Origin of the sequence: Acinetobacter sp. BIGb0196 (assembly GCF_011759595.1) — a bacterium.
GTDB classification, from domain to species: domain Bacteria; phylum Pseudomonadota; class Gammaproteobacteria; order Pseudomonadales; family Moraxellaceae; genus Acinetobacter; species Acinetobacter guillouiae.
The window spans coordinates 257,233-279,494 of sequence record NZ_JAAOZA010000002.1; the positions used below are offsets into that span (position 1 = coordinate 257,233).

10 protein-coding genes are annotated in these 22,262 nt (G+C 41.1%); 8 read left to right on the top strand and 2 right to left on the bottom strand.

Going from position 1 to position 22,262, the window contains the following annotated elements; genetic code table 11:
- Nucleotides 1-133 precede the first annotated feature (133 nt).
- From FHR28_RS13945 to FHR28_RS13960, 4 genes are all read left to right on the top strand, one after another.
- Nucleotides 134-1,582 carry an aldehyde dehydrogenase family protein gene (locus FHR28_RS13945; protein WP_166782898.1) on the top strand — a complete coding sequence of 483 codons (1,449 nt, stop codon included), beginning with the start codon at nucleotides 134-136 and terminating at the stop codon, nucleotides 1,580-1,582.
- Between the two features lie 61 nt (nucleotides 1,583-1,643).
- The gene (locus FHR28_RS13950; RefSeq protein ID WP_105714789.1) at nucleotides 1,644-2,231 is read left to right on the top strand and encodes a DUF1287 domain-containing protein; all 588 of its coding nucleotides are present in this window, start codon (nucleotides 1,644-1,646) and stop codon (nucleotides 2,229-2,231) included.
- 309 nt (nucleotides 2,232-2,540) lie between these two features.
- A complete protein-coding gene (locus FHR28_RS13955) occupies nucleotides 2,541-4,019 on the top strand; it encodes a sodium-dependent transporter (RefSeq protein ID WP_004718898.1) in 1,479 nt (492 codons plus the stop codon).
- A 10-nt stretch (nucleotides 4,020-4,029) separates the two neighbouring features.
- On the top strand, nucleotides 4,030-4,173 hold the full coding sequence (locus FHR28_RS13960) for a methionine/alanine import family NSS transporter small subunit (protein WP_004718897.1): 144 nt from the start codon (nucleotides 4,030-4,032) through the stop codon (nucleotides 4,171-4,173).
- 51 nt (nucleotides 4,174-4,224) lie between these two features.
- Here the strand turns inward: FHR28_RS13960 and rsmB are convergent, their stop codons facing one another.
- Entirely contained in the window at nucleotides 4,225-5,532 is a 1,308-nt protein-coding gene (rsmB, locus tag FHR28_RS13965; protein ID WP_166782899.1) for a 16S rRNA (cytosine(967)-C(5))-methyltransferase RsmB, read from the bottom strand.
- Nucleotides 5,529-6,488, bottom strand: a complete 960-nt coding sequence (fmt, locus tag FHR28_RS13970) for a methionyl-tRNA formyltransferase (RefSeq protein WP_105714786.1) — start codon at nucleotides 6,486-6,488, stop codon at nucleotides 5,529-5,531. Before fmt ends, rsmB begins: the two co-directional genes overlap by 4 nt.
- Before the next feature lie 740 nt (nucleotides 6,489-7,228).
- Between fmt and FHR28_RS13975 the strand changes: the two genes are divergently transcribed.
- From FHR28_RS13975 to ilvD, 4 genes are all read left to right on the top strand, one after another.
- On the top strand, nucleotides 7,229-18,388 hold the full coding sequence (locus tag FHR28_RS13975) for an ESPR-type extended signal peptide-containing protein (protein ID WP_166782900.1): 11,160 nt from the start codon (nucleotides 7,229-7,231) through the stop codon (nucleotides 18,386-18,388).
- 63 nt (nucleotides 18,389-18,451) lie between these two features.
- The gene (tpgA, locus tag FHR28_RS13980; protein WP_105713947.1) at nucleotides 18,452-19,246 is read left to right on the top strand and encodes a trimeric autotransporter adhesin/peptidogylcan-associated protein TpgA; all 795 of its coding nucleotides are present in this window, start codon (nucleotides 18,452-18,454) and stop codon (nucleotides 19,244-19,246) included.
- Nucleotides 19,247-19,574: 328 nt separating this feature from the next.
- Nucleotides 19,575-20,000, top strand: a complete 426-nt coding sequence (locus FHR28_RS13985) for a hypothetical protein (RefSeq protein ID WP_166782901.1) — start codon at nucleotides 19,575-19,577, stop codon at nucleotides 19,998-20,000.
- Between the two features lie 362 nt (nucleotides 20,001-20,362).
- Complete coding sequence (gene ilvD / locus FHR28_RS13990; RefSeq protein ID WP_056517335.1) at nucleotides 20,363-22,192, top strand: dihydroxy-acid dehydratase; 1,830 nt, start codon at nucleotides 20,363-20,365, stop codon at nucleotides 22,190-22,192.
- Nucleotides 22,193-22,262 lie beyond the last annotated feature (70 nt).

The following is a 22,262-nucleotide window of genomic DNA, read 5'->3' on the forward strand; positions in this document are numbered from 1 at the left end:
CCTTCTTGATGAAATAATTTTTCATCCTATATTTTTGTTACTTAAATACATTTCAATACTGTATTAACAGAAGGCATGATATAGGGGTTTATCAAATTTTGCATTATTAAAAAGATTAAATCGAGGGTGTAGGATGAGTGATTCTATTGATCAAGCAGTGATTGAATTCCCACTTTATGTCGCCAATAAAGCGGTTAAATCAGTACAATGGCTTGAAGTTCATGATAAATTTTCGGGGAAAATTTATGCAAAAGTGGCTTTAGCGGATGCAAAAATTTTAGAAAAAGCCATCAGCGCAGCCGTGAAAGCTGAGAAAGAAATGGCTGCTTTAAAGCCATTTCAGAAGCAAAAAATACTGTTACATTGTGTTCAGCGCTTTAAAGAGCTTCGTGAAGAATTAACCCAAATTTTAATTATCGAAGGTGGAAAGCCTAAACTTGCAGCAGCAGCTGAGGTTGAAAGGCTGATTAATACTTTCCAGCTAGCGGCAGATGCAGTCTCCACAATCAATGATGGTCATTTAATACCCTTGGCTGTAACCGCTGCGGCTGCTGCATATCGGGGAATGGTACAACATGTACCGATTGGTGCAGTGTCTCTGATCAGTCCGTTTAATTTTCCTTTGAATTTAACAGCGCATAAAATTGCACCAGCAATAGCAGCGGGTTGTCCATTTGTATTGAAACCGGCAAGTTTGACGCCAATTTCCGCATTAAAAATCGCAGAAATTTTGGCTGAAACAGATTTACCAAAAGGCGCATTTTCAATTTTGCCTTGTCCACGAGAACATGCTGATGTGTTAGTGACGGATGATCGCTTTAAGCTGCTCAGCTTTACCGGTTCTGATCAAGTGGGTTGGGATATGAAAGCACGTGCTGGTCGTAAAAAAGTAACCCTCGAATTGGGTGGTAATGCAGCTGTTTTAATTGAACCTGATACAGAAATAAGTAATGCATTGATTGATCGAGTGATTGGTGGTGCATATGGGCATGCGGGGCAGGTGTGTATTAGTGTGCAACGAATTTTAGTCCATGCTGATATTTATATAGAATTTAGAAAAAAAATCTTAGCAAAATTGAAAAAAGTATCTGCTGCAGATCCACATGTAGAAACCACGATTGTGGGCCCAATGATTAAGGAGGCAGAAGCGATTCGTTTAAAAAAATGGGTAGATAAAGCGGAGAAAAAGGGTGCGAAAATCTTAATTGGTGGCACTTTAAAAGGCGTTTTATTCGAGCCAACTTTGCTTGAAAATGTCGATGAATCTCTTGAAATTTATCAAAATGAAGCATTTGGCCCTGTGGCAATTTTAGAAAAATATAAAACATTTGAGAAAGGTATCGAACTGATTAACCAAGGTCGCTTTGGTTTACAAGCTGGTGTATATACTCAAAATCTCAATAAGATGCTTTATGCATGGGATCATCTACATGTGGGAGGGGTAATTATCAATGATATACCCACCTTCAGAGTTGATAATATGCCATATGGTGGCGTGAAAGATTCGGGTTTAGGTCGTGAGGGGATCCAGTCTGCAATTGGTGATATGCAGGAAGAGCGCTTACTTGTGATCAAACAATAAGTTAATATTCTAAGGGGCTACGGCTCCTTATTTCTTTGAATTTTATATATAGAGTTAAAAAATGATAATAAAATTTTTCAATTCATTATTTTTAATAGTTTTGCTTTGCTTACAGAGTGTGCAAATTTGGGCATTTCAATCTGAAAAATTGGTAAATGATGCACGTTCTCAGATCTGGAAAACTCTTTATTATGATCCTGCTTATACTCAATTGTCCTATCCAATGGGTGATGTTCCATTGATCAAAGGCGTATGCACAGACGTGGTTATTCGCGCCTTACGCCATCAAGGTATAGATCTGCAACAACGTATTCATGAAGATATGAAAGCCAATTTTAAAAAATATCCACAAAAATGGGGTTTAAAAGCAACCGATCGAAATATTGATCATCGACGGGTTCCAAATATCATGACCTATTTTCAGCGTCAAGGTTATCAAGTGAATGATCAAAAGTATCAAGCAGGTGATATCGTGGCATGGGATTTAGGTAAAGGTTTAACCCACATTGGTATCATTTCAAATAAAACCACAATGTTATCAAAAACACCTTTGGTTATTCATAACATTGGTTCTGGAACACGTGAAAATGATATTTTGCATGAATATAAAATCATTGGGCATTATCGACTACCCAAGAGGGTCAATTAGAAATAGGCAATTCCAAGCAAAATAGCTAAAAATTAACCATGTGTGACGAAAAGTAAAAAAAACATGGGAAAATGGACACAAATTACAGAAAAAGCGCTGCAAAACGAGTATTGTTACAACATTAAACAGTAATTTTGTTGATGCACTTTAACCGAGAAGTTTGCAAAGTTACTGGTTTGGAATAATAACAAAGGACCCAAAAGGTGCTGTTTTATTCAAACAACAAAATTTAAAATTGGTACTTCTTTTGCTCGCAGATCACAATGAAAAAAAGCAGCATTTGAGGACATCTACAGAATTAGGTGTTTTATGACAGAATCTCGTGAAAACTGGACATCACGATCAGGTTTTATTATCGCAGCTGTTGGATCGGCTGTCGGTTTAGGTAATATTTGGCGCTTCCCTTACATTGCTTATGAAAACGGTGGTGGCGCTTTTTTAATTCCATATTTAATTGCACTTATCACTGCAGGTTTGCCACTGTTATTTTTAGACTATGCGACAGGGCATAAAAGTAATTCTTCACCTCCTAAAGCCTATCGTGCTTTATTTAAAGGGGGTGAAACTTTAGGTTGGTGGCAAGTCTGTGTCTGTATCATTATTGGTTTGTATTATGCCAGCGTACTGACATGGGCTGGCAGTTATGTTTATTTTTCTGTAGGTCAATTGTGGGGAAGTGATCCTGAAAACTTCTTCTTCAATACCTATTTACAAACTTCAAAATCAACAAGTTTTGATTTTCAGTTTGTTGGTCATTTATTTTGGCCAATTGTGGGAATTTGGGCATTAACACTGATCATCTTATTTGGTGGTGTGAAAAAAGGGGTTGAATTATCCAATAAAATTTTCATGCCTCTACTGTTTATTCTGTTTACTATTCTTGTTATTCAAGCTTTGCGTTTACCAGGAGCGGTCCAAGGTTTAAATGCTTTCTTTACACCGAACTGGGCAGCAATGTGGGATTATAAAGTATGGCTTGCAGCATTTGGTCATACGTTCTTTTCACTCTCTGTTGGCTTTGGGATCATGGTGACTTATGCCTCGTATCTTAAACCAAAAACCAATTTAACAGGCTCGGGCCTCATTGTTGGTTTTGCCAATGCGTCTACTGAAATCCTTGCGGGTATTGGTATCTTCGCGGCACTGGGCTTTATGGCATTTTCAGCAGGCAAGCCTGTAGATCAAGTGGTCAGTGGTGGTATCGGCTTGGCATTTATTGCTTTCCCTAAAATCATTTCAAGTTTAGGGACTGGTGCGGATTTATTCGGTTTACTGTTCTTCTCTTCTTTATTTGTTGCAGGGATTTCTTCAATGGTGAGTATCCTTGAAGTGCCGATTGCAGCGATGCAAGACAAGTTAAAATGGGGACGTAAAAAAGCCGTAAGCATCATTGGTGGTGGTAGTGCACTGGTTTCAATTTTCTTATTCTCTAGTGTGAACTCGATTAAACTGGTGGATATCGTCGATCACTTTATCAATAACATTGGGATTATTGGTGGTGCGTTATTGTCAATTATTTCGATAGCATGGTTTAAACGTTCGGCATTGATGGAGTTACGAGATCATGTGAATCGTATTTCAACTGTGCAACTTGGTAAAGGTTGGGATTTCACTTTAACTGTAATCACATCTTTAATTTTGCTGGTCACTTTAACTATGACAGTTTTTAGCTTGATTAAAAATGGATACGATACCTATAGTTCAAGTATGTTGATGTTCTTTGGTTGGGGCAGTGTGATTTTCTGTGCTGTTATTGCTTTAGTCCTTAGCAAAATGAAAGATCGATAGGAGCGTCAAAATGAATACTTCTGCAATCGTGATGATGATTATTTCAATGGTTTTTTTATGGGGTGGGTTGATTTTATCGATCCTACATTTGATGAAAAATCCTGAAGAACTGGATGAAGTTCTGGAAGAGGTCAAAGATCACCATACGCTTTAAACTTGAGTCAAAAAAAAGCAGGCGAATTAGCCTGCTTTTTTAATGCGTTTTTTAAGCTGCTTTCTGAATTCGGCAATAATAGAAACCATCACCATGATGCGCTTCAGGCAACAATTGACGACCGTGAATTTGTTCTATTCCCCAGTTTGCATCAATCTTGATTTCTTCCGCATCTGCATGCTCAGCAAAAAACTCGACCATCTGCTGTTCATTTTCAATTTTCAGAATTGAGCAGGTAATATAAAGTAGTGTTCCACCGACTTTAAGCTGCTGCCACATATGCTTTAAAATTTGCTTTTGCAGATCGACCACTTGTTGAATATCTGTAGATTGACGCAATAAGCGGATATCAGGATGACGACGCATAACACCAATAGCAGAACAAGGTGCATCTAATACGATGCAATCGACCAACTCTTTAGGCACCCATGTTGTAGCATCTGCTGTGATGATTTCAACTGTTGCATCAACATTTAATTCAAGGCGTTCCAAGTTTTCTGAAACACGCAATAATCGTTTAGCATCATGATCAAGCGCAATTAATTTTTTAGGATTGAAGCGCTCTAAGATATGAGCTGCTTTACCACCCGGTGCTGCACAAGCATCGATAATGACTTTGTCATCTAAGTTGGGTAACAGTGTTGCACACAATTGAGCATGTTCATCTTGAACAGAAAACCCGCCTTCTTCAAAGCCTGGTAAATGAGTAATATTACCTGTTTGTTCCAGAACAATACCAACATCTGAAAGTGTACAAGGACGAGCATCAATCTGTTCTTCATCTAAAATATCAAGATATTCATCACGACTAATTTGACGTTCATTGACACGCAGCGTTAGTGGAGCGACTTGTTTTAAGTTTTGACAGATTTCAGGGAGTCGATCAGCCCAATCTTTTTTAAGTCGTTTGAACAGCCAGCTTGGTAAACCATGGGTATTATTCAAAGCCGTTTGAAACTCAGTTGTTTCACGTGAAACACGACGAAGGATGGCATTGACCAAACCACTCATCGGTTCAAAACCTAATTGTTTCGCTGCATTGACAGTTTCTGAAATCGCCGCATGTGCAGGAATACGGGTGCATAAAATCTGGTATAAACCCAAATATAAGCAACTTTCTAATGCTTCATTGTCTAACGGTTTTGTGAGCAAGGGTAAGGTAATTGCTTTTAAAGAATACCACTGACGTAAACAGCCCAAAGTAAGCTCATGGTATAAACCACGATCACGTTCAGAAACAATATTGATATGTTGGTTTAAAACGGAAGCCAAAGACTGTCCATTTTGAACAGCTAAAAGTGTTTTAACCACTTGTGCACGCAAATTCAAATTTTTTGCAGATGATTGAATTTGGCTCATGCGAATATATTTCCTACTGAAAGTTTATGGCTTTGTATAATTTGTACAGGGTTAATGGCTTTACCACCTGGCCATTGTAGGCTAGTCAGACAAATCACACCATCTCCACACAGCACATGTACACCTTGTTTGTTCATTTCGATAATGGTTCCGGGTGCTTCGCCATTGGCTGTAAGGTCTGAAATTTGAGAATTCCATACACGTAAATTATTGCTTTCATCTATCGGTGTAAATGCGACTGGCCAAGGATTGAATGCCCGAATATTGCGATCAAGTTCAACTGCTGATTTAGTCCAATCAATTTGTGCTTCAGCTTTTGTGAGTTTATGTGCATATACCGTAAATTGTTCATCTTGCACTTCACGTGCATCTAAATATTGTTGTAATTTTTGTTCTGATTCTAATACCACGCAAATTGCTTCAGCGCCTTGAATCGCAAGTTTGTCATATAAAGTCGCTGAGGTTTCTTCTACTGTGATTGGGCACACTGTTTTAAAGATCATATCACCTGTATCTAGTCCAGCCGCCATTTTCATGATTGTTACTCCGGTTTCAGTGTCACCTGTTGCAATGGCACGCTGAATCGGAGCGGCACCACGCCAACGTGGTAGCAAAGAACCATGAATATTTAAACAACCATAGCGCGGTGTATCTAATACGGCTTGAGGCAAAATTAAACCATAAGCCGCAACCACCATTACATCTGCGCCCAAAGCTGCTAATTCTTGTTGAGCCGCTAAGCCTTCGTCTGTCGATGCTTTGAAATGAAGGGGTTGATAGACGGGTAAGTTGTTTGCGAGCGCAAGTTGTTTCACGGCTGAAGCTGTCATTTTTTGTCCTCGACCTGATTTGCGGTCGGGTTGAGTATACACAGCGACGATTTCGTGATCAGTTTCAATGAGTGCTGCTAAAGCAGAAGCTGCAAATTCGGGTGTACCTGCAAAAATGATCTTCAAAGGTTATGCTCAGATTAAATTTTAAATTGAATTATAGCAAACCTGATTATGCGGTGGCGTTTTCAAATGAAAATACGGGTTTTTCTATGTAAAAAATAAAATACGATCAATTGTATATTTTGTTCAGATCATCTATCTGCTTTGAAAACAGTCAGCAGATGCCTTTTACAGTACCCTTAAAATTCGCGTAAGTCTAAATTAACCAATATCCATTTTTAAAATAAATATCACTTTTTAAAATAAAATTTTTCACTTTAAATTGATAGAAATAGATCTTATTTTTAACTTAATCTAAATAAACAGATGGTTTAGAAATTGAAATTGGAGTTATTGTGACCTATTTCGCAATAAAAAATTGTTAACTGAATAAGCATAGGCAGTTAATCGAAATTTAACAATATGTCAAATGTAAACCAAGTCTCACATTATTTTGATAAATGTGACAAATTTTGTCACATGCTCAATTTAAGAACAATATGTATTTAATAAATCTTAATTTTTTTTTGTAATAAAATAAACTATTGATTTGTATAGTTAAAAATAAATAAATGTATAGATTTTTTTGTTTTTTTGTAAAAGTTTAGACTGGTTGTTTAAAAAAATAAAAAAAGTGAAATATATCTCATTTTTTCTATTGATTTAAATGTATGTAAATTGTTAAATAAAAAAAATTGTACATTTTATATGCATTGTCGGGGCGGGACCAGCTGCTGTAATGCATCCCCAAAAGGAAAAGTAATATGAATAAGATCTACAAAGTGATTTGGAATGCGACATTGTCTGCGTGGGTTGCAGTTTCTGAATTGGCAAAAGGGAAAACCAAGTCTTCAAAAGTAACTGGGATTATTGGTGCAGCAACAGTTAGTTTGATGATCACTTTTTCATCCGACGCATCTGCGAATTTTATAAATACGGATGGGAATTGTGTAACGGGTTCTAATAATACGGTCGGGACTATAAATCCAGGAACGACCGGTGGGCAGGCAACGGATGGCTCTGGTACGTACTCAACTGTTGCGGGTTGTAATGCTAAAGGTAATAATCTCATGGCTGTAACCGCATATGGTGCGTTTGCAGAAGTTACGGGTGTTGCTGGTACAGCTGTGGGTCATAATAGTCAAGCCAATGCTTTTGGTACGGCTTTAGGGGTTGAGAGTCGAGCGACTGGTGTTGGTAGTACTGCACTTGGTGAAGGCAGTCAGTCAACAGGACAAAATGCTGTAGCATTAGGTGGAACAGCTACTGGGTCTGCTTCTGGAAATGTTTTACCAATTGCAAATGCAGTTACGGCTTCTGGCAGTGGTTCGGTTGCTATTGGTGGTAATACGATTAGAGGCGCACAGTCGACCGGTACGGATAGTATTGCGATTGGTGGCCAATCTAGGGCAACTAATACTGGGACAATTGCGATTGGTAAAAATGCTTTTACAGGCGCTGTTGGTACTGAATCTCTGAATAATATTGCGATTGGTACAAATGCGAGTAATAGTAATATTGCTAGTAGCAATCCAGCAGGAACTGGAGGGCAGATTGCTTTAGGTAATGGTGCAAAAACAACTACATTCGCACAAATCGCAATTGGTGATAATTCTAATGCGGGTGGTAATAATTATGCAATTGCGATCGGTGGAGGAGCAACAGTAACTGCAAATAGTGGTGTTGCAGTTGGTGGTGTGGCTATGGGAAGAAATACCCAAGCAGGTTCTTTTGCTGTAGGTGTGGGTCCAGGTGCTCAAGCCACAGGAGCTAATTCGACCGCACTTGGTAATGCTGCAACTGCAAATAACACAAATAGTACAGCATTGGGGAATGGTGCTCAAGCCACAGGAGCTAACTCGACTGCACTCGGTACTTCTGCTATAGCTAGTATTGATAATAGTGTTGCTTTGGGTAATGGCTCTACAACGACAGCTATTACTGGAACAGGATTTTTAACATCACAAGCTGCTCCTACTGTTGGAGCGGTATCTGTTGGTAATGGAACTGTAACAGGCAACCGTCGTATTCAGAATGTGGCTGATGGTTCTGCTGCATCTGATGCAGTTACAGTCGCACAATTAGATAAAGCATATGATGATACACATACAAATCTGAAAAATGTTCTAGGTGGAAATGCTGCTTATGATCCTGTAACGAATACGTACACAGCACCTACTAATATTGGTGGAACGGGTAAAACGACTATTGATGATGCGATTAAAGCATCAAAAAGAACAGTAATAAGTGGTAGCAATATAGTCGTTACTCCTACAACAGCAGCGGATGGTTCAATAACTTATTCAGTTGCTACAAGTGCAACACCTACGTTTACAAGTGTTACAGTTAACAATGCACCAACAGTTGGCACAGATGCGACCAATAAAACCTATGTTGACTCTAAAGCTGCGGCATCAAAAACTGAAGTTGCTGGTGGAACCAATATAGCAGGTGTCGCAAAAACTACAGGTGCAAATGGCCAAGATGTTTATACCGTTAATGCTAATGGTACTACCGCATCAGCAGGCTCATCGGCAGTCACAGTAACTGCGGGAACTAAAGATGCAAATAATGTTACTGACTATAAAGTAGATCTTGCAGCAAGCACCAAAACCGATATTCAAAAAGGTGTAGATGCTAAAACGGCCGTTGATAATACTGGCTTAACCTTTAAAGGTGATACCGCAGCGACAAGTGCTACAAAGAAATTAGGTGATACGGTTTCCATCACTGGTGACACTAATATTAGTACAGTCGCGACAGCGAATGGCGTACAAGTTAAGTTAAATCCAAACTTAGACTTAGGTACAACAGGTAGCGTTAAAACGGGTAATACCACTATTAATAATGCAGGTGTAACAGCTGACCAAGTTACGGTTGGCGGCGTTGTTATCAATAAAACAACAGGTATTAATGCAGGTGGGTTAGCGATTACAAATGTTGCTGCGCCAACAAATAATACAGATGCAGCCAATAAAAAGTATGTAGATGATGCTGGTTCAACATTGACGAACTTGGGCTTTGGTTTAAAAGCGCAGGACGGCACTACTGTTAACAAGAAGTTAGGTGAAGCGGTTGAAGTTGTAGGTTCAAACAGCAATATCACGACTAAAGTAAATGCAGGTAAAGTGGAAGTTGCGTTATCGAATGCATTGGACTTAGGTACAACAGGCAGTGTTACTACAGGTGCAACTGTTATTAACAATGCAGGAATTACTGCAGCTCAAGTCACAGCAGATAAAGTAACAGTCAACAATGCACCAACAGCTGGTACAGATGCGACCAATAAAACCTATGTTGATTCTAAAGCTGCGGCATCAAAAACTGAAGTTGCAGGTGGAACCAATATAGCGGGAGTAGCAAAAACTACTGGTGCAAATGGTCAAGATGTTTATACTGTTAATGCCAATGGTACCACCGCATCAGCAGGTTCATCAGCTGTAACAGTAACTGCTGGAACTAAAGATGCGAACAATGTTACTGACTATAAAGTTGACCTTGCAGCAAGCACCAAAACAGATATTCAGAAAGGTGTAGATGCGAAGACAGCGGTTGATAATACCGGTTTAACCTTTAAAGGTGATACTGCAGCGACCAGCGCTACGAAGAAATTAGGTGATACGGTTTCTATCACTGGCGACACCAATATTAGTACAGTTGCGACTACAGATGGCGTCCAGGTTAAGTTAAATCCAAACCTAGACTTAGGTGCAGCTGGTAGTGTCACGACAGGCAATACAAAGTTAGATAATAGTGGATTGACGATTACAGGTGGTCCAAGCGTTACAAGCACTGGTATTAATGCAGCTAACACGAATATCAGTAATGTTGCTGATGCAACTACTGATGATCAAGCAGTGAACAAAGGTCAGTTAGATGCAGCGACGACAGCATCAAGCACAAAGACAGATACTTTGGGTACGAGCACAGCGACGAACTTGGGTGGTGGGTCAACTTATGACAACACAACAGGTGCGATCAGTGCGCCAAGCTATGTGACTACAAAAACAGATGGTACGACCACCACAGCGAACAATGTGGGTGATGCATTAACTAACCTCAATACTGAAGTGATCAAACCGGTAACGTTTACGGGTAACAGCGGTACAGTTGATCGTAAACTGGGTGAAACGCTGAACATTACTGGTGGCTTAACAGGCGCGGGTTCGAACAGCAACATCAAGACAGTGATCACTGGCAATACGCTAGATATCCAATTGGCAGATGCACCAGTATTTGCAGGCAAAGTGACTGCGAATGGTCTAGATGCCAATGGCAACAAAGTTGAAAACGTAGCAGATGCAACGACAGCAACAGATGCAGTGAACAAAGGTCAGTTAGATGCAGCGACGACAGCGTCAAGCACAAAGACAGATACTTTGGGTACGAGCACAGCGACGAACCTGGGTGGTGGGTCAACTTATGACAACACGACAGGTGCGATCAGTGCGCCAAGCTATGTGACTACAAAAACAGATGGTACGACCACCACAGCGAACAATGTGGGTGATGCATTAACTAACCTCAACACTGAAGTGATCAAACCGGTAACGTTTACGGGTAACAGCGGTACAGTTGATCGTAAACTGGGTGAAACGCTGAACATTACTGGTGGCTTAACAGGCGCGGGTTCGAACAGCAACATCAAGACAGTGATCACTGGCAATACGCTAGATATCCAATTGGCAGATGCACCAGTATTTGCAGGCAAAGTGACTGCGAATGGTTTAGATGCCAATGGCAATAAAGTTGAAAACGTAGCAGATGCAACGACAGCAACAGATGCAGTGAACAAAGGTCAGTTAGATGCAGCGACGACAGCATCAAGCACAAAGACAGATACTTTGGGTACGAGCACAGCGACGAACTTGGGTGGTGGGTCAACTTATGACAACACGACAGGTGCGATCAGTGCGCCAAGCTATGTGACTACAAAAACAGATGGTACGACCACCACAGCGAACAATGTGGGTGATGCATTAACTAACCTCAATACTGAAGTGATCAAACCGGTAACGTTTACGGGTAACAGCGGTACAGTTGATCGTAAACTGGGTGAAACGCTGAATATTACTGGTGGCTTAACAGGCGCGGGTTCGAACAGCAACATCAAGACAGTGATCACTGGCAATACGCTAGATATCCAATTGGCAGATGCACCAGTATTTGCAGGCAAAGTGACTGCGAATGGTTTAGATGCCAATGGCAATAAAGTTGAAAACGTAGCAGATGCAACGACAGCAACAGATGCAGTGAACAAAGGTCAGTTAGATGCAGCGACGACAGCGTCAAGCACAAAGACAGATACTTTGGGTACGAGCACAGCGACGAACTTGGGTGGTGGGTCAACTTATGACAACACAACAGGTGCGATCAGTGCGCCAAGCTATGTGACTACAAAAACAGATGGTACGACCACCACAGCGAACAATGTGGGTGATGCATTAACTAACCTCAATACTGAAGTGATCAAACCGGTAACGTTTACGGGTAACAGCGGTACAGTTGATCGTAAACTGGGTGAAACGCTGAACATTACTGGTGGCTTAACAGGCGCGGGTTCGAACAGCAACATCAAGACAGTGATCACTGGCAATACGCTAGATATCCAATTGGCAGATGCACCAGTATTTGCAGGCAAAGTGACTGCGAATGGTCTAGATGCCAATGGCAACAAAGTTGAAAACGTAGCAGATGCAACGACAGCAACAGATGCAGTGAACAAAGGTCAGTTAGATGCAGCGACGACAGCGTCAAGCACAAAGACAGATACTTTGGGTACGAGCACAGCGACGAACTTGGGTGGTGGGTCAACTTATGACAACACGACAGGTGCGATCAGTGCGCCAAGCTATGTGACTACAAAAACAGATGGTACGACCACCACAGCGAACAATGTGGGTGATGCATTAACTAACCTCAATACTGAAGTGATCAAACCGGTAACGTTTACGGGTAACAGCGGTACAGTTGATCGTAAACTGGGTGAAACGCTGAACATTACTGGTGGCTTAACAGGCGCGGGTTCGAACAGCAACATCAAGACAGTGATCACTGGCAATACGCTAGATATCCAATTGGCAGATGCACCAGTATTTGCAGGCAAAGTGACTGCGAATGGTCTAGATGCCAATGGCAACAAAGTTGAAAACGTAGCAGATGCAACGACAGCAACAGATGCAGTGAACAAAGGTCAGTTAGATGCAGCGACGACAGCGTCAAGCACAAAGACAGATACTTTGGGTACGAGCACAGCGACGAACTTGGGTGGTGGGTCAACTTATGACAACACGACAGGTGCGATCAGTGCGCCAAGCTATGTGACTACAAAAACAGATGGTACGACCACCACAGCGAACAATGTGGGTGATGCATTAACTAACCTCAATACTGAAGTGATCAAACCGGTAACGTTTACGGGTAACAGCGGTACAGTTGATCGTAAACTGGGTGAAACGCTGAACATTACTGGTGGCTTAACAGGCGCGGGTTCGAACAGCAACATCAAGACAGTGATCACTGGCAATACGCTAGATATCCAATTGGCAGATGCACCAGTATTTGCAGGCAAAGTGACTGCGAATGGTTTAGATGCCAATGGCAACAAAGTTGAAAACGTAGCAGATGCAACGACAGCAACAGATGCAGTGAACAAAGGTCAGTTAGATGCAGCGACGACAGCGTCAAGCACAAAGACAGATACTTTGGGTACGAGCACAGCGACGAACCTGGGTGGTGGGTCAACTTATGACAACACGACAGGTGCGATCAGTGCGCCAAGCTATGTGACTACAAAAACAGATGGTACGACCACCACAGCGAACAATGTGGGTGATGCATTAACTAACCTCAATACTGAAGTGATCAAACCGGTAACGTTTACGGGTAACAGCGGTACAGTTGATCGTAAACTGGGTGAAACGCTGAACATTACTGGTGGCTTAACAGGCGCGGGTTCGAACAGCAACATCAAGACAGTGATCACTGGCAATACGCTAGATATCCAATTGGCAGATGCACCAGTATTTGCAGGCAAAGTGACTGCGAATGGTTTAGATGCCAATGGCAATAAAGTTGAAAACGTAGCAGATGCAACGACAGCAACAGATGCAGTGAACAAAGGTCAGTTAGATGCAGCGACGACAGCATCAAGCACAAAGACAGATACTTTGGGTACGAGCACAGCGACGAACTTGGGTGGTGGGTCAACTTATGACAACACGACAGGTGCGATCAGTGCGCCAAGCTATGTGACTACAAAAACAGATGGTACGACCACCACAGCGAACAATGTGGGTGATGCATTAACTAACCTCAATACTGAAGTGATCAAACCGGTAACGTTTACGGGTAACAGCGGTACAGTTGATCGTAAACTGGGTGAAACGCTGAACATTACTGGTGGCTTAACAGGCGCGGGTTCGAACAGCAACATCAAGACAGTGATCACTGGCAATACGCTAGATATCCAATTGGCAGATGCACCAGTATTTGCAGGCAAAGTGACTGCGAATGGTTTAGATGCCAATGGCAATAAAGTTGAAAACGTAGCAGATGCAACGACAGCAACAGATGCAGTGAACAAAGGTCAGTTAGATGCAGCGACGACAGCGTCAAGCACAAAGACAGATACTTTGGGTACGAGCACAGCGACGAACTTGGGTGGTGGGTCAACTTATGACAACACGACAGGTGCGATCAGTGCGCCAAGCTATGTGACTACAAAAACAGATGGTACGACCACCACAGCGAACAATGTGGGTGATGCATTAACTAACCTCAATACTGAAGTGATCAAACCGGTAACGTTTACGGGTAACAGCGGTACAGTTGATCGTAAACTGGGTGAAACGCTGAACATTACTGGTGGCTTAACAGGCGCGGGTTCGAACAGCAACATCAAGACAGTGATCACTGGCAATACGCTAGATATCCAATTGGCAGATGCACCAGTATTTGCAGGCAAAGTGACTGCGAATGGTTTAGATGCCAATGGCAATAAAGTTGAAAACGTAGCAGATGCAACGACAGCAACAGATGCAGTGAACAAAGGTCAGTTAGATGCAGCGACGACAGCGTCAAGCACAAAGACAGATACTTTGGGTACGAGCACAGCGACGAACTTGGGTGGTGGGTCAACTTATGACAACACGACAGGTGCGATCAGTGCGCCAAGCTATGTGACTACAAAAACAGATGGTACGACCACCACAGCGAACAATGTGGGTGATGCATTAACTAACCTCAATACTGAAGTGATCAAACCGGTAACGTTTACGGGTAACAGCGGTACAGTTGATCGTAAACTGGGTGAAACGCTGAATATTACTGGTGGCTTAACAGGCGCGGGTTCGAACAGCAACATCAAGACAGTGATCACTGGCAATACGCTAGATATCCAATTGGCAGATGCACCAGTATTTGCAGGCAAAGTGACTGCGAATGGTCTAGATGCCAATGGCAACAAAGTTGAAAACGTAGCAGATGCAACGACAGCAACAGATGCAGTGAACAAAGGTCAGTTAGATGCAGCGACGACAGCGTCAAGCACAAAGACAGATACTTTGGGTACGAGCACAGCGACGAACCTGGGTGGTGGGTCAACTTATGACAACACGACAGGTGCGATCAGTGCGCCAAGCTATGTGACTACAAAAACAGATGGTACGACCACCACAGCGAACAATGTGGGTGATGCATTAACTAACCTCAACACTGAAGTGATCAAACCGGTAACGTTTACGGGTAACAGCGGTACAGTTGATCGTAAACTGGGTGAAACGCTGAACATTACTGGTGGCTTAACAGGCGCGGGTTCGAACAGCAACATCAAGACAGTGATCACTGGCAATACGCTAGATATCCAATTGGCAGATGCACCAGTATTTGCAGGCAAAGTGACTGTGAATGGTTTAGATGCCAATGGTAACAAAGTTGAAAACGTAGCAGATGCAACGACAGCAACAGATGCAGTGAACAAAGGTCAGTTGGATAGCTTAAGTACAGGTCTTACCAATACTGGCTTTGGCTTAAAAGCAGCAGATGGCAATACGATTAACAAAAAGTTAGGCGAAGCAGTTGAAGTAGTGGGTGCAGATAGCAACATCACTACGAAGGTTGCAAATGGTCAAGTTGCGATTGAGTTAAATAAAAACCTCAACAACTTAACTGGTATTACAGTGCACGATGGAACCGATGGTACAAATGGTTCTACAGTGATCGGTAAAGATGGCATCTCAGTTAAAGATGGTTCAGGCAATACTATTGCAGGTGTAGATAACACAGCATTAACCGTTAAAGATGGTAGTGGCAACACAGAAACCAGCATTAACAAAGCGATCAATAGTCTCAATGCATCGCAAGGTGAAACTGACAAGTTTGCAGTGAAGTACGACAAGAATGCTGATGGTAGTGCAAACTATGACAGCGTGACCCTTGCAGGTAGTGCTTCAAGTAGTACTAAAGATGCAACGACAGGCAAGATCACCACAATAGGTGGTACAAGCTTAAACAATGTTGCGAGTGCTGGTGATTACACTAAAGAGGCTAATGCGAGCAAAGCTGTTAACGCAGGTGATCTGAACAATGCAGTTGTTGATGCAACCAATGCAGCGACGAGCAAAGGCTTTGCATTACAAGCAGCAGATGGCGGTAAAGTACAGAAGAACTTAGGCGAAGCAGTTGAAGTAGTGGGTGCAGATAGCAACATCACTACGAAGGTTGCAAATGGTCAAGTTGCGATTGAGTTAAATAAAAACCTCAACAACTTAACTGGTATTACAGTGAACGATGGAATCAATGGTACAAATGGTTCTACTGTGATCGGTAAAGATGGCATCTCAGTTAAAGATGGTTCAGGCAATACCATTGCAGGTGTAGATAACACAGCATTAACCGTTAAAGATGGTAGTGGTAACACAGAAACCAGCATTAACAAAGCGATTAATAGTCTCAATGCATCACAAGGTGCTACAGACAATGCTGCAGTGAAATATGATGATTCATCGATTAAAGATCGTGTTACTTTAGCTGGAACAAATGGGACAGTTCTAACTAATTTAAAAGGTGGAGAAGTCAATGCAACATCGAAAGACGCTGTAAATGGAAGTCAGTTGTATGGGACTTATGCTGCAATGTTGAGTGCTCTAGGTGGAGGTTCAACTTTTAATTCTAATGGAACAGTAACAGGCCCTCTATATAATATAAACGGCCAAGACTATACAAATGTTGGTACAGCTTTAAGTGCATTAGATGCGGGTTGGATTTTAAATAGTAATGGTGCAGCTGGTGCTGCAATTAAAGCAGGTGATACTGTAGATATTGGTACTGCTAATACAGAAGCGAATCTAGCAGTTGTGAAAAATGGTAATACCATTGACTTTAGCTTAAACAAAGACCTTAAAGGTTTAACTTCAGTCCAAACTACAGATGGTGCAGGTAATACGTCATTAATGACATCTACTGGAACTAAAGTTGAAAATGCAGCAGGTGATACGAGCATTTATGGCGCAAATGGCACAGCAATTACGGGTTCAAATGGTAAAACAGTAACAGTCACATCAGATAAAGTCGATGTGGGCGGTAATACGATTAATAACGTCGGAAATGCAGTTACAAAGACAGACGCGACAAATCTTGGGCAAGTTGAGCAATTGATTGGTAATGCAACTGGAAGTGTGACTAACAAAGGTTTTGCATTAACTGCCCAAGATGGACAAACTGTTCAGAAAAAACTTGGAGAGTCTATTGATGTTGTCGGTGATGATAAAAATATTTCTACTGAAGTGAAAAATGGAAAAGTTGCAATCAAACTTGCTGATAACTTGAATGTCAATTCTCTTACTACTGGTGATACTGTTATTAATAATAGTGGTGTAGCAGTCGGATCAAATGTAGCTTTAGGCAATACTGGGCTTATTATTGCAGGTGGGCCAAGTGTAACGGTGGCAGGTATTAACGCGGGTAATAAAACAATTACCAACGTGGCAAATGCTGTAAATGCTACAGATGCAGTTAATAAAGGGCAGTTAGATAGCGCAATTGGCACTGTGAATAACAATGTCAATGAGCTAGCCAATAATGCTGTTAAATATGACGATGCATCAAAAGATAAGATCACACTTGGTGGTGGTGCAAATGGCACAACCATTAGCAATGTAAAAGATGGTGCAGTTAGCCAAGGTTCTAAAGATGCTGTAAATGGCGGTCAATTGTGGAATGTTCAGCAACAAGTTGATCAAAACTCAACGGATATCAGCAATATCAAAAATGATATTAACAATGGTAGTGTCGGCTTAGTTCAACAAGCAGGTAAGGATGCAACAGTTACAGTTGCGAAAGATACTGGTGGTACCAGTGTGAGTGTGGCGGGTAAAGATGGTAACCGTGTTGTGACAGGTGTTAAAGATGGTGCAGTGAATGCGACATCAAAAGATGCAGTCAACGGTAGCCAATTGAATACCACCAACCAAGCAGTTGTGAATTATCTTGGTGGCGGTGCAGGCTATGACAATATTACGGGTAGCTTCACTGCACCTACTTACAATGTAGGTGACTCTAAGTATAACAATGTCGGTGGTGCAATCGATGCATTGAACCAAGCGGATCAAGCATTGAATAGTAAAATTGACAATGTCAGCAACAAGTTAGACAACGCTTTCCGTATTACCAATAACCGGATTGATGATGTTGAGAAAAAAGCCAATGCGGGTATTGCAGCAGCAATGGCACTTGAATCAGCACCATATATTCCAGGTAAGTATACCTATGCTGCAGGTGCGGCATACCATGGTGGTGAGAATGCGGTAGGTGTGACCTTACGTAAAACTGCAGACAATGGACGTTGGTCGATTACAGGTGGTGTTGCGGCAGCATCTCAAGGCGACCCAAGTGTTCGTATTGGTATCAGTGGTGTAATTGACTAAATCACGAGACGAGGAAGATCGAACGGTCTTCCTTTTTCTTCGCAAATTTTTAAGAGAGAAAAAATGAAAGCATTTAACAAAAAAATTATGTTCAGTGTATTCAGTGGTCTTGTGATGTCATTGAGTCATGCTGCTGAAGTTGAAACATCAAATACCCAAGAAATTCATTTTCCTGAAGTGAAAGACAGTTATTTAAAGCAAGTGAATCGTTATGAATATGATGACGTGGCACGTTTAGATAAAGGTTTAAGCAAAGATCAGATTCGCCATGTTTTGGGGAATCCACAATTTTCTGAAGGCCTTTTTGCTGTTAAAACTTGGAACTACGTATTGGATGTTCGAGAGCCGAGCTCAAATCAATATAAACGTTGCCAGTTGCGCATAGACTTTGATAAGCACTACCGTTCAGAAAATCTATATTGGAAAGGTGAACAGTGCCAAGGTCTGATGGCTTGGGGCATCAATAACCAATCCGCGACAGAACAAACGGCTCTATCCTCTACAGGTCAATCAGCCAGTGTTTTATTCTATTTTGATCATTCAGATAAAAGTGGGGTAAAAAATCCTGAAGTGATTAGCAAAATTGCCGATCAGATTAAGCAAACTGATGGGAACAGTAAAATTTTTGTTGCAGGTTATACTGACCGTTTAGGTTCATTTCCGTATAACCAACGTTTATCAGCAGCGAGAGCCAATACCGTTGTAAATTTGTTGAAACAACAGGGAATTCCTGCTGATCAAATTCAATTTTCAGCAGAAAATAAAACTGACGTGTATCAGAAATGCAATGGAATGAACAAAAAAATTCAATTGGTCGAGTGTTTAGCGCCTAATCGCCGAGTAAACATCACTTGGTAAAACTGAATGCATAATTAAATACATTCAGCTTAAAAGAAGCTGCTTATACCTCAAATAGGTTGAGCCTTATTTGCAGGCAAAGGCCCGATGAACTTCATCGGGCCTTTTAAATTATTCATAGTTATTGCTTCTACAATGATGATTTGTTTTGAAATAAATCATAAACGATCAGGTGAGATCGATTGCCAAGTTGACTAATCAGGAGCATCAATAACACACTTTTTAAAGAAAGCCTTTAATCAAATTTTTTAATGAGATGCTTTAAAAAGAATTAAACTATTCACTTAACTTGGCTCTAAAATCTAATTTGAATGTATTGAGTATAAAAATGATGAAGAAGATAGTATTAGCGTTGCTTAGTTTTGGGTTTGCTATGCAAACACAGGCCTTTGATAAAACTCAGGTGAATTTGGTCAATGATTTTTGGGGAACTTGGACTGTGTACAATGCGAAGGCCCAATGTACCGAAAGCTATCAATTTACTCAACCAGACCAATTTACTTACACCACAAAGCAAAAACGGATGACAGGTGATTTTGCAATATTAAGAAATGAGAATGCTCAGGCTTTAGATGTTTTAGCCATGAAAGTTAAGCTAGACAACAAAAAAGCCGGTTGTGGTGGTGCGCCTGTGGATTATAGTAATACTGATATACGGTTAAGTTTAAAATGGATATCTGCCAAAACAGCGGAGCTTTGTACAGACCGTGAAGGCAAACAATGTACAGGCTTATATTTGATTAAACAGAAATAATCTGTGCAAAAATGAATGAACGGGCTTCTTTTTGAAGCCTTTTATAAAATAAAATTTAGTGAATTTTGTTAAATGATAAATATTTTTTATTAAAAAATAAAAAATTATTCATAGAAGTTTTGTATTTTATCCAACACGATAGCGTTATATTAAATTCTAATGTTTTATTTATCTACAAAGCTTGTTGGAATATCAATAGACACGTCTTGTTTAAAAAAAGATCATGCTCAAGATCATTGGTTATATGCTAAGTTATAGTATGATGTGTTCATATTTCGACTGATTTATTGCTATATCATCAGTTTTATTTAGCCAGAGTGAATTGATATTCATTTCAAGCTCAAACAATGTTGGAAATACAAATGCCTGACTATCGTTCAAAAACATCGACACATGGAAGAAATATGGCTGGCGCACGTGGCTTATGGCGTGCAACAGGAATGAAAGATGAAGATTTTGGTAAACCGATTATTGCGGTAGTCAACTCATTTACTCAATTTGTACCTGGTCATGTACATCTGAAAGACTTAGGTCAGCTGGTTGCTGAACAAATTCAAGCAGCGGGTGGCGTGGCAAAAGAATTCAATACGATTGCGGTCGATGATGGTATTGCAATGGGGCATGATGGCATGCTGTATTCATTGCCTTCGCGTGATTTGATTGCAGATTCTGTTGAATACATGGTCAATGCGCATTGTGCAGATGCCATGGTGTGTATTTCTAACTGTGACAAAATCACACCAGGAATGTTAATGGCGGCAATGCGTCTGAACATTCCTGTGGTATTTGTGTCTGGCGGCCCAATGGAAGCGGGTAAAGTTAAAATCCGTGGTACAGAACATGCGATTGATCTCGTTGATGCAATGGTGGTTGCTGCTGATGATAGTTTTACCGATGAAGAAGTAAAACAATACGAGCGTTCAGCTTGTCCAACTTGTGGTTCATGTTCAGGTATGTTTACAGCCAACTCAATGAACTGTTTGACAGAAGCCCTTGGTTTATCTTTACCAGGTAATGGTTCAACTTTAGCAACCCATGCAAATCGTCAAAAATTATTTGAAAAAGCCGGTCAATTGATTGTTAAGTTGGCAAAGCGCCATTATGAACAAGATGACTACACCATATTACCGCGTTCAATTGCGACCAAAGCATCTTATGAAAATGCGATGACGCTAGATATTGCAATGGGTGGTTCAACCAATACCGTATTGCATTTATTGGCTGCGGCACATGAAGCAGGTGTTGATTTTACCATGGACGATATTGATCGTTTATCGCGTAAAGTGCCTGTGTTGTGTAAAGTTGCGCCTGCAAAACAAGATGTCCATATGGAAGATGTCCATCGTGCAGGCGGTATCATGTCAATTCTAGGTGAATTGGATCGTGCTGGCCTATTGGATACAACAGTCTATACCGTACATGAAAATACGTTGAAAGATGCCTTAGATAAATGGGATATTATTCGTACCGAAGATCCAGAGGTTTACGAGTTTTTCCGTTCAGCACCAGGTGGTGTTCCAACTCAAACAGCATTTTCGCAAAACCGTTATTATCAAACTTTAGATGGTAACCGTGAAAAAGGTGTGATCCGTAATGCTGAACACGCATTCTCTAAAGACGGTGGTTTGGCTGTACTGTACGGAAACATCGCTGTGGACGGTTGTATTGTAAAAACTGCGGGTGTAGATGATTCGATCCTGAAATTTAATGGTACGGCTCGTGTCTTTGAAAGCCAAGATGCTGCTGTAGATTCAATTCTTGGTCATGAAATCAAAGCTGGTGATGTGGTTGTCATCCGTTATGAAGGTCCACGTGGTGGTCCGGGTATGCAAGAAATGCTTTACCCAACCAGCTATCTAAAATCGAAAGGTTTAGGTAAAGAATGTGCTTTACTTACAGATGGTCGTTTCTCTGGTGGTTCTTCAGGTCTTTCCATTGGTCACGTATCGCCAGAAGCTGCAGAGGGTGGTGTTATTGGATTGGTTGAAGATGGTGATTTGATTGAAATCGATATTCCAAATCGTACAATTCATCTCGCTGTTGATGATGCAACCTTGGCTGCACGCCGTAAAGTTCAAGACGAAAAAGGTTGGCAGCCAGCTGAAGAACGTCCACGTAAGGTTTCAAAAGCATTAAAAGCTTATGCTATGCATACCACCAGTGCGTCGAAAGGTGCGGTGCGTGAAATATAAGCGTTAAAATAAGATTCCCAAACAAAACAAAAGCACTCATGAATTGGGTGCTTTTTATTGCATTGACCTA

Bases quoted from the DNA above. Each gene is read 5' to 3' on its own strand.
- rsmB (WP_166782899.1), bottom strand. From the start codon at position 5,532: ATGAGCCAAATTCAATCATCTGCAAAAAATTTGAATTTGCGTGCACAA.
- FHR28_RS13945 (WP_166782898.1), top strand. From the start codon at position 134: ATGAGTGATTCTATTGATCAAGCAGTGATTGAATTCCCACTTTATGTC.
- tpgA (WP_105713947.1), top strand. From the start codon at position 18,452: ATGAAAGCATTTAACAAAAAAATTATGTTCAGTGTATTCAGTGGTCTT.
- FHR28_RS13950 (WP_105714789.1), top strand. From the start codon at position 1,644: ATGATAATAAAATTTTTCAATTCATTATTTTTAATAGTTTTGCTTTGC.
- FHR28_RS13960 (WP_004718897.1), top strand. From the start codon at position 4,030: ATGAATACTTCTGCAATCGTGATGATGATTATTTCAATGGTTTTTTTA.
- ilvD (WP_056517335.1), top strand. From the start codon at position 20,363: ATGCCTGACTATCGTTCAAAAACATCGACACATGGAAGAAATATGGCT.
- FHR28_RS13955 (WP_004718898.1), top strand. From the start codon at position 2,541: ATGACAGAATCTCGTGAAAACTGGACATCACGATCAGGTTTTATTATC.
- FHR28_RS13975 (WP_166782900.1), top strand. From the start codon at position 7,229: ATGAATAAGATCTACAAAGTGATTTGGAATGCGACATTGTCTGCGTGG.
- FHR28_RS13985 (WP_166782901.1), top strand. From the start codon at position 19,575: ATGATGAAGAAGATAGTATTAGCGTTGCTTAGTTTTGGGTTTGCTATG.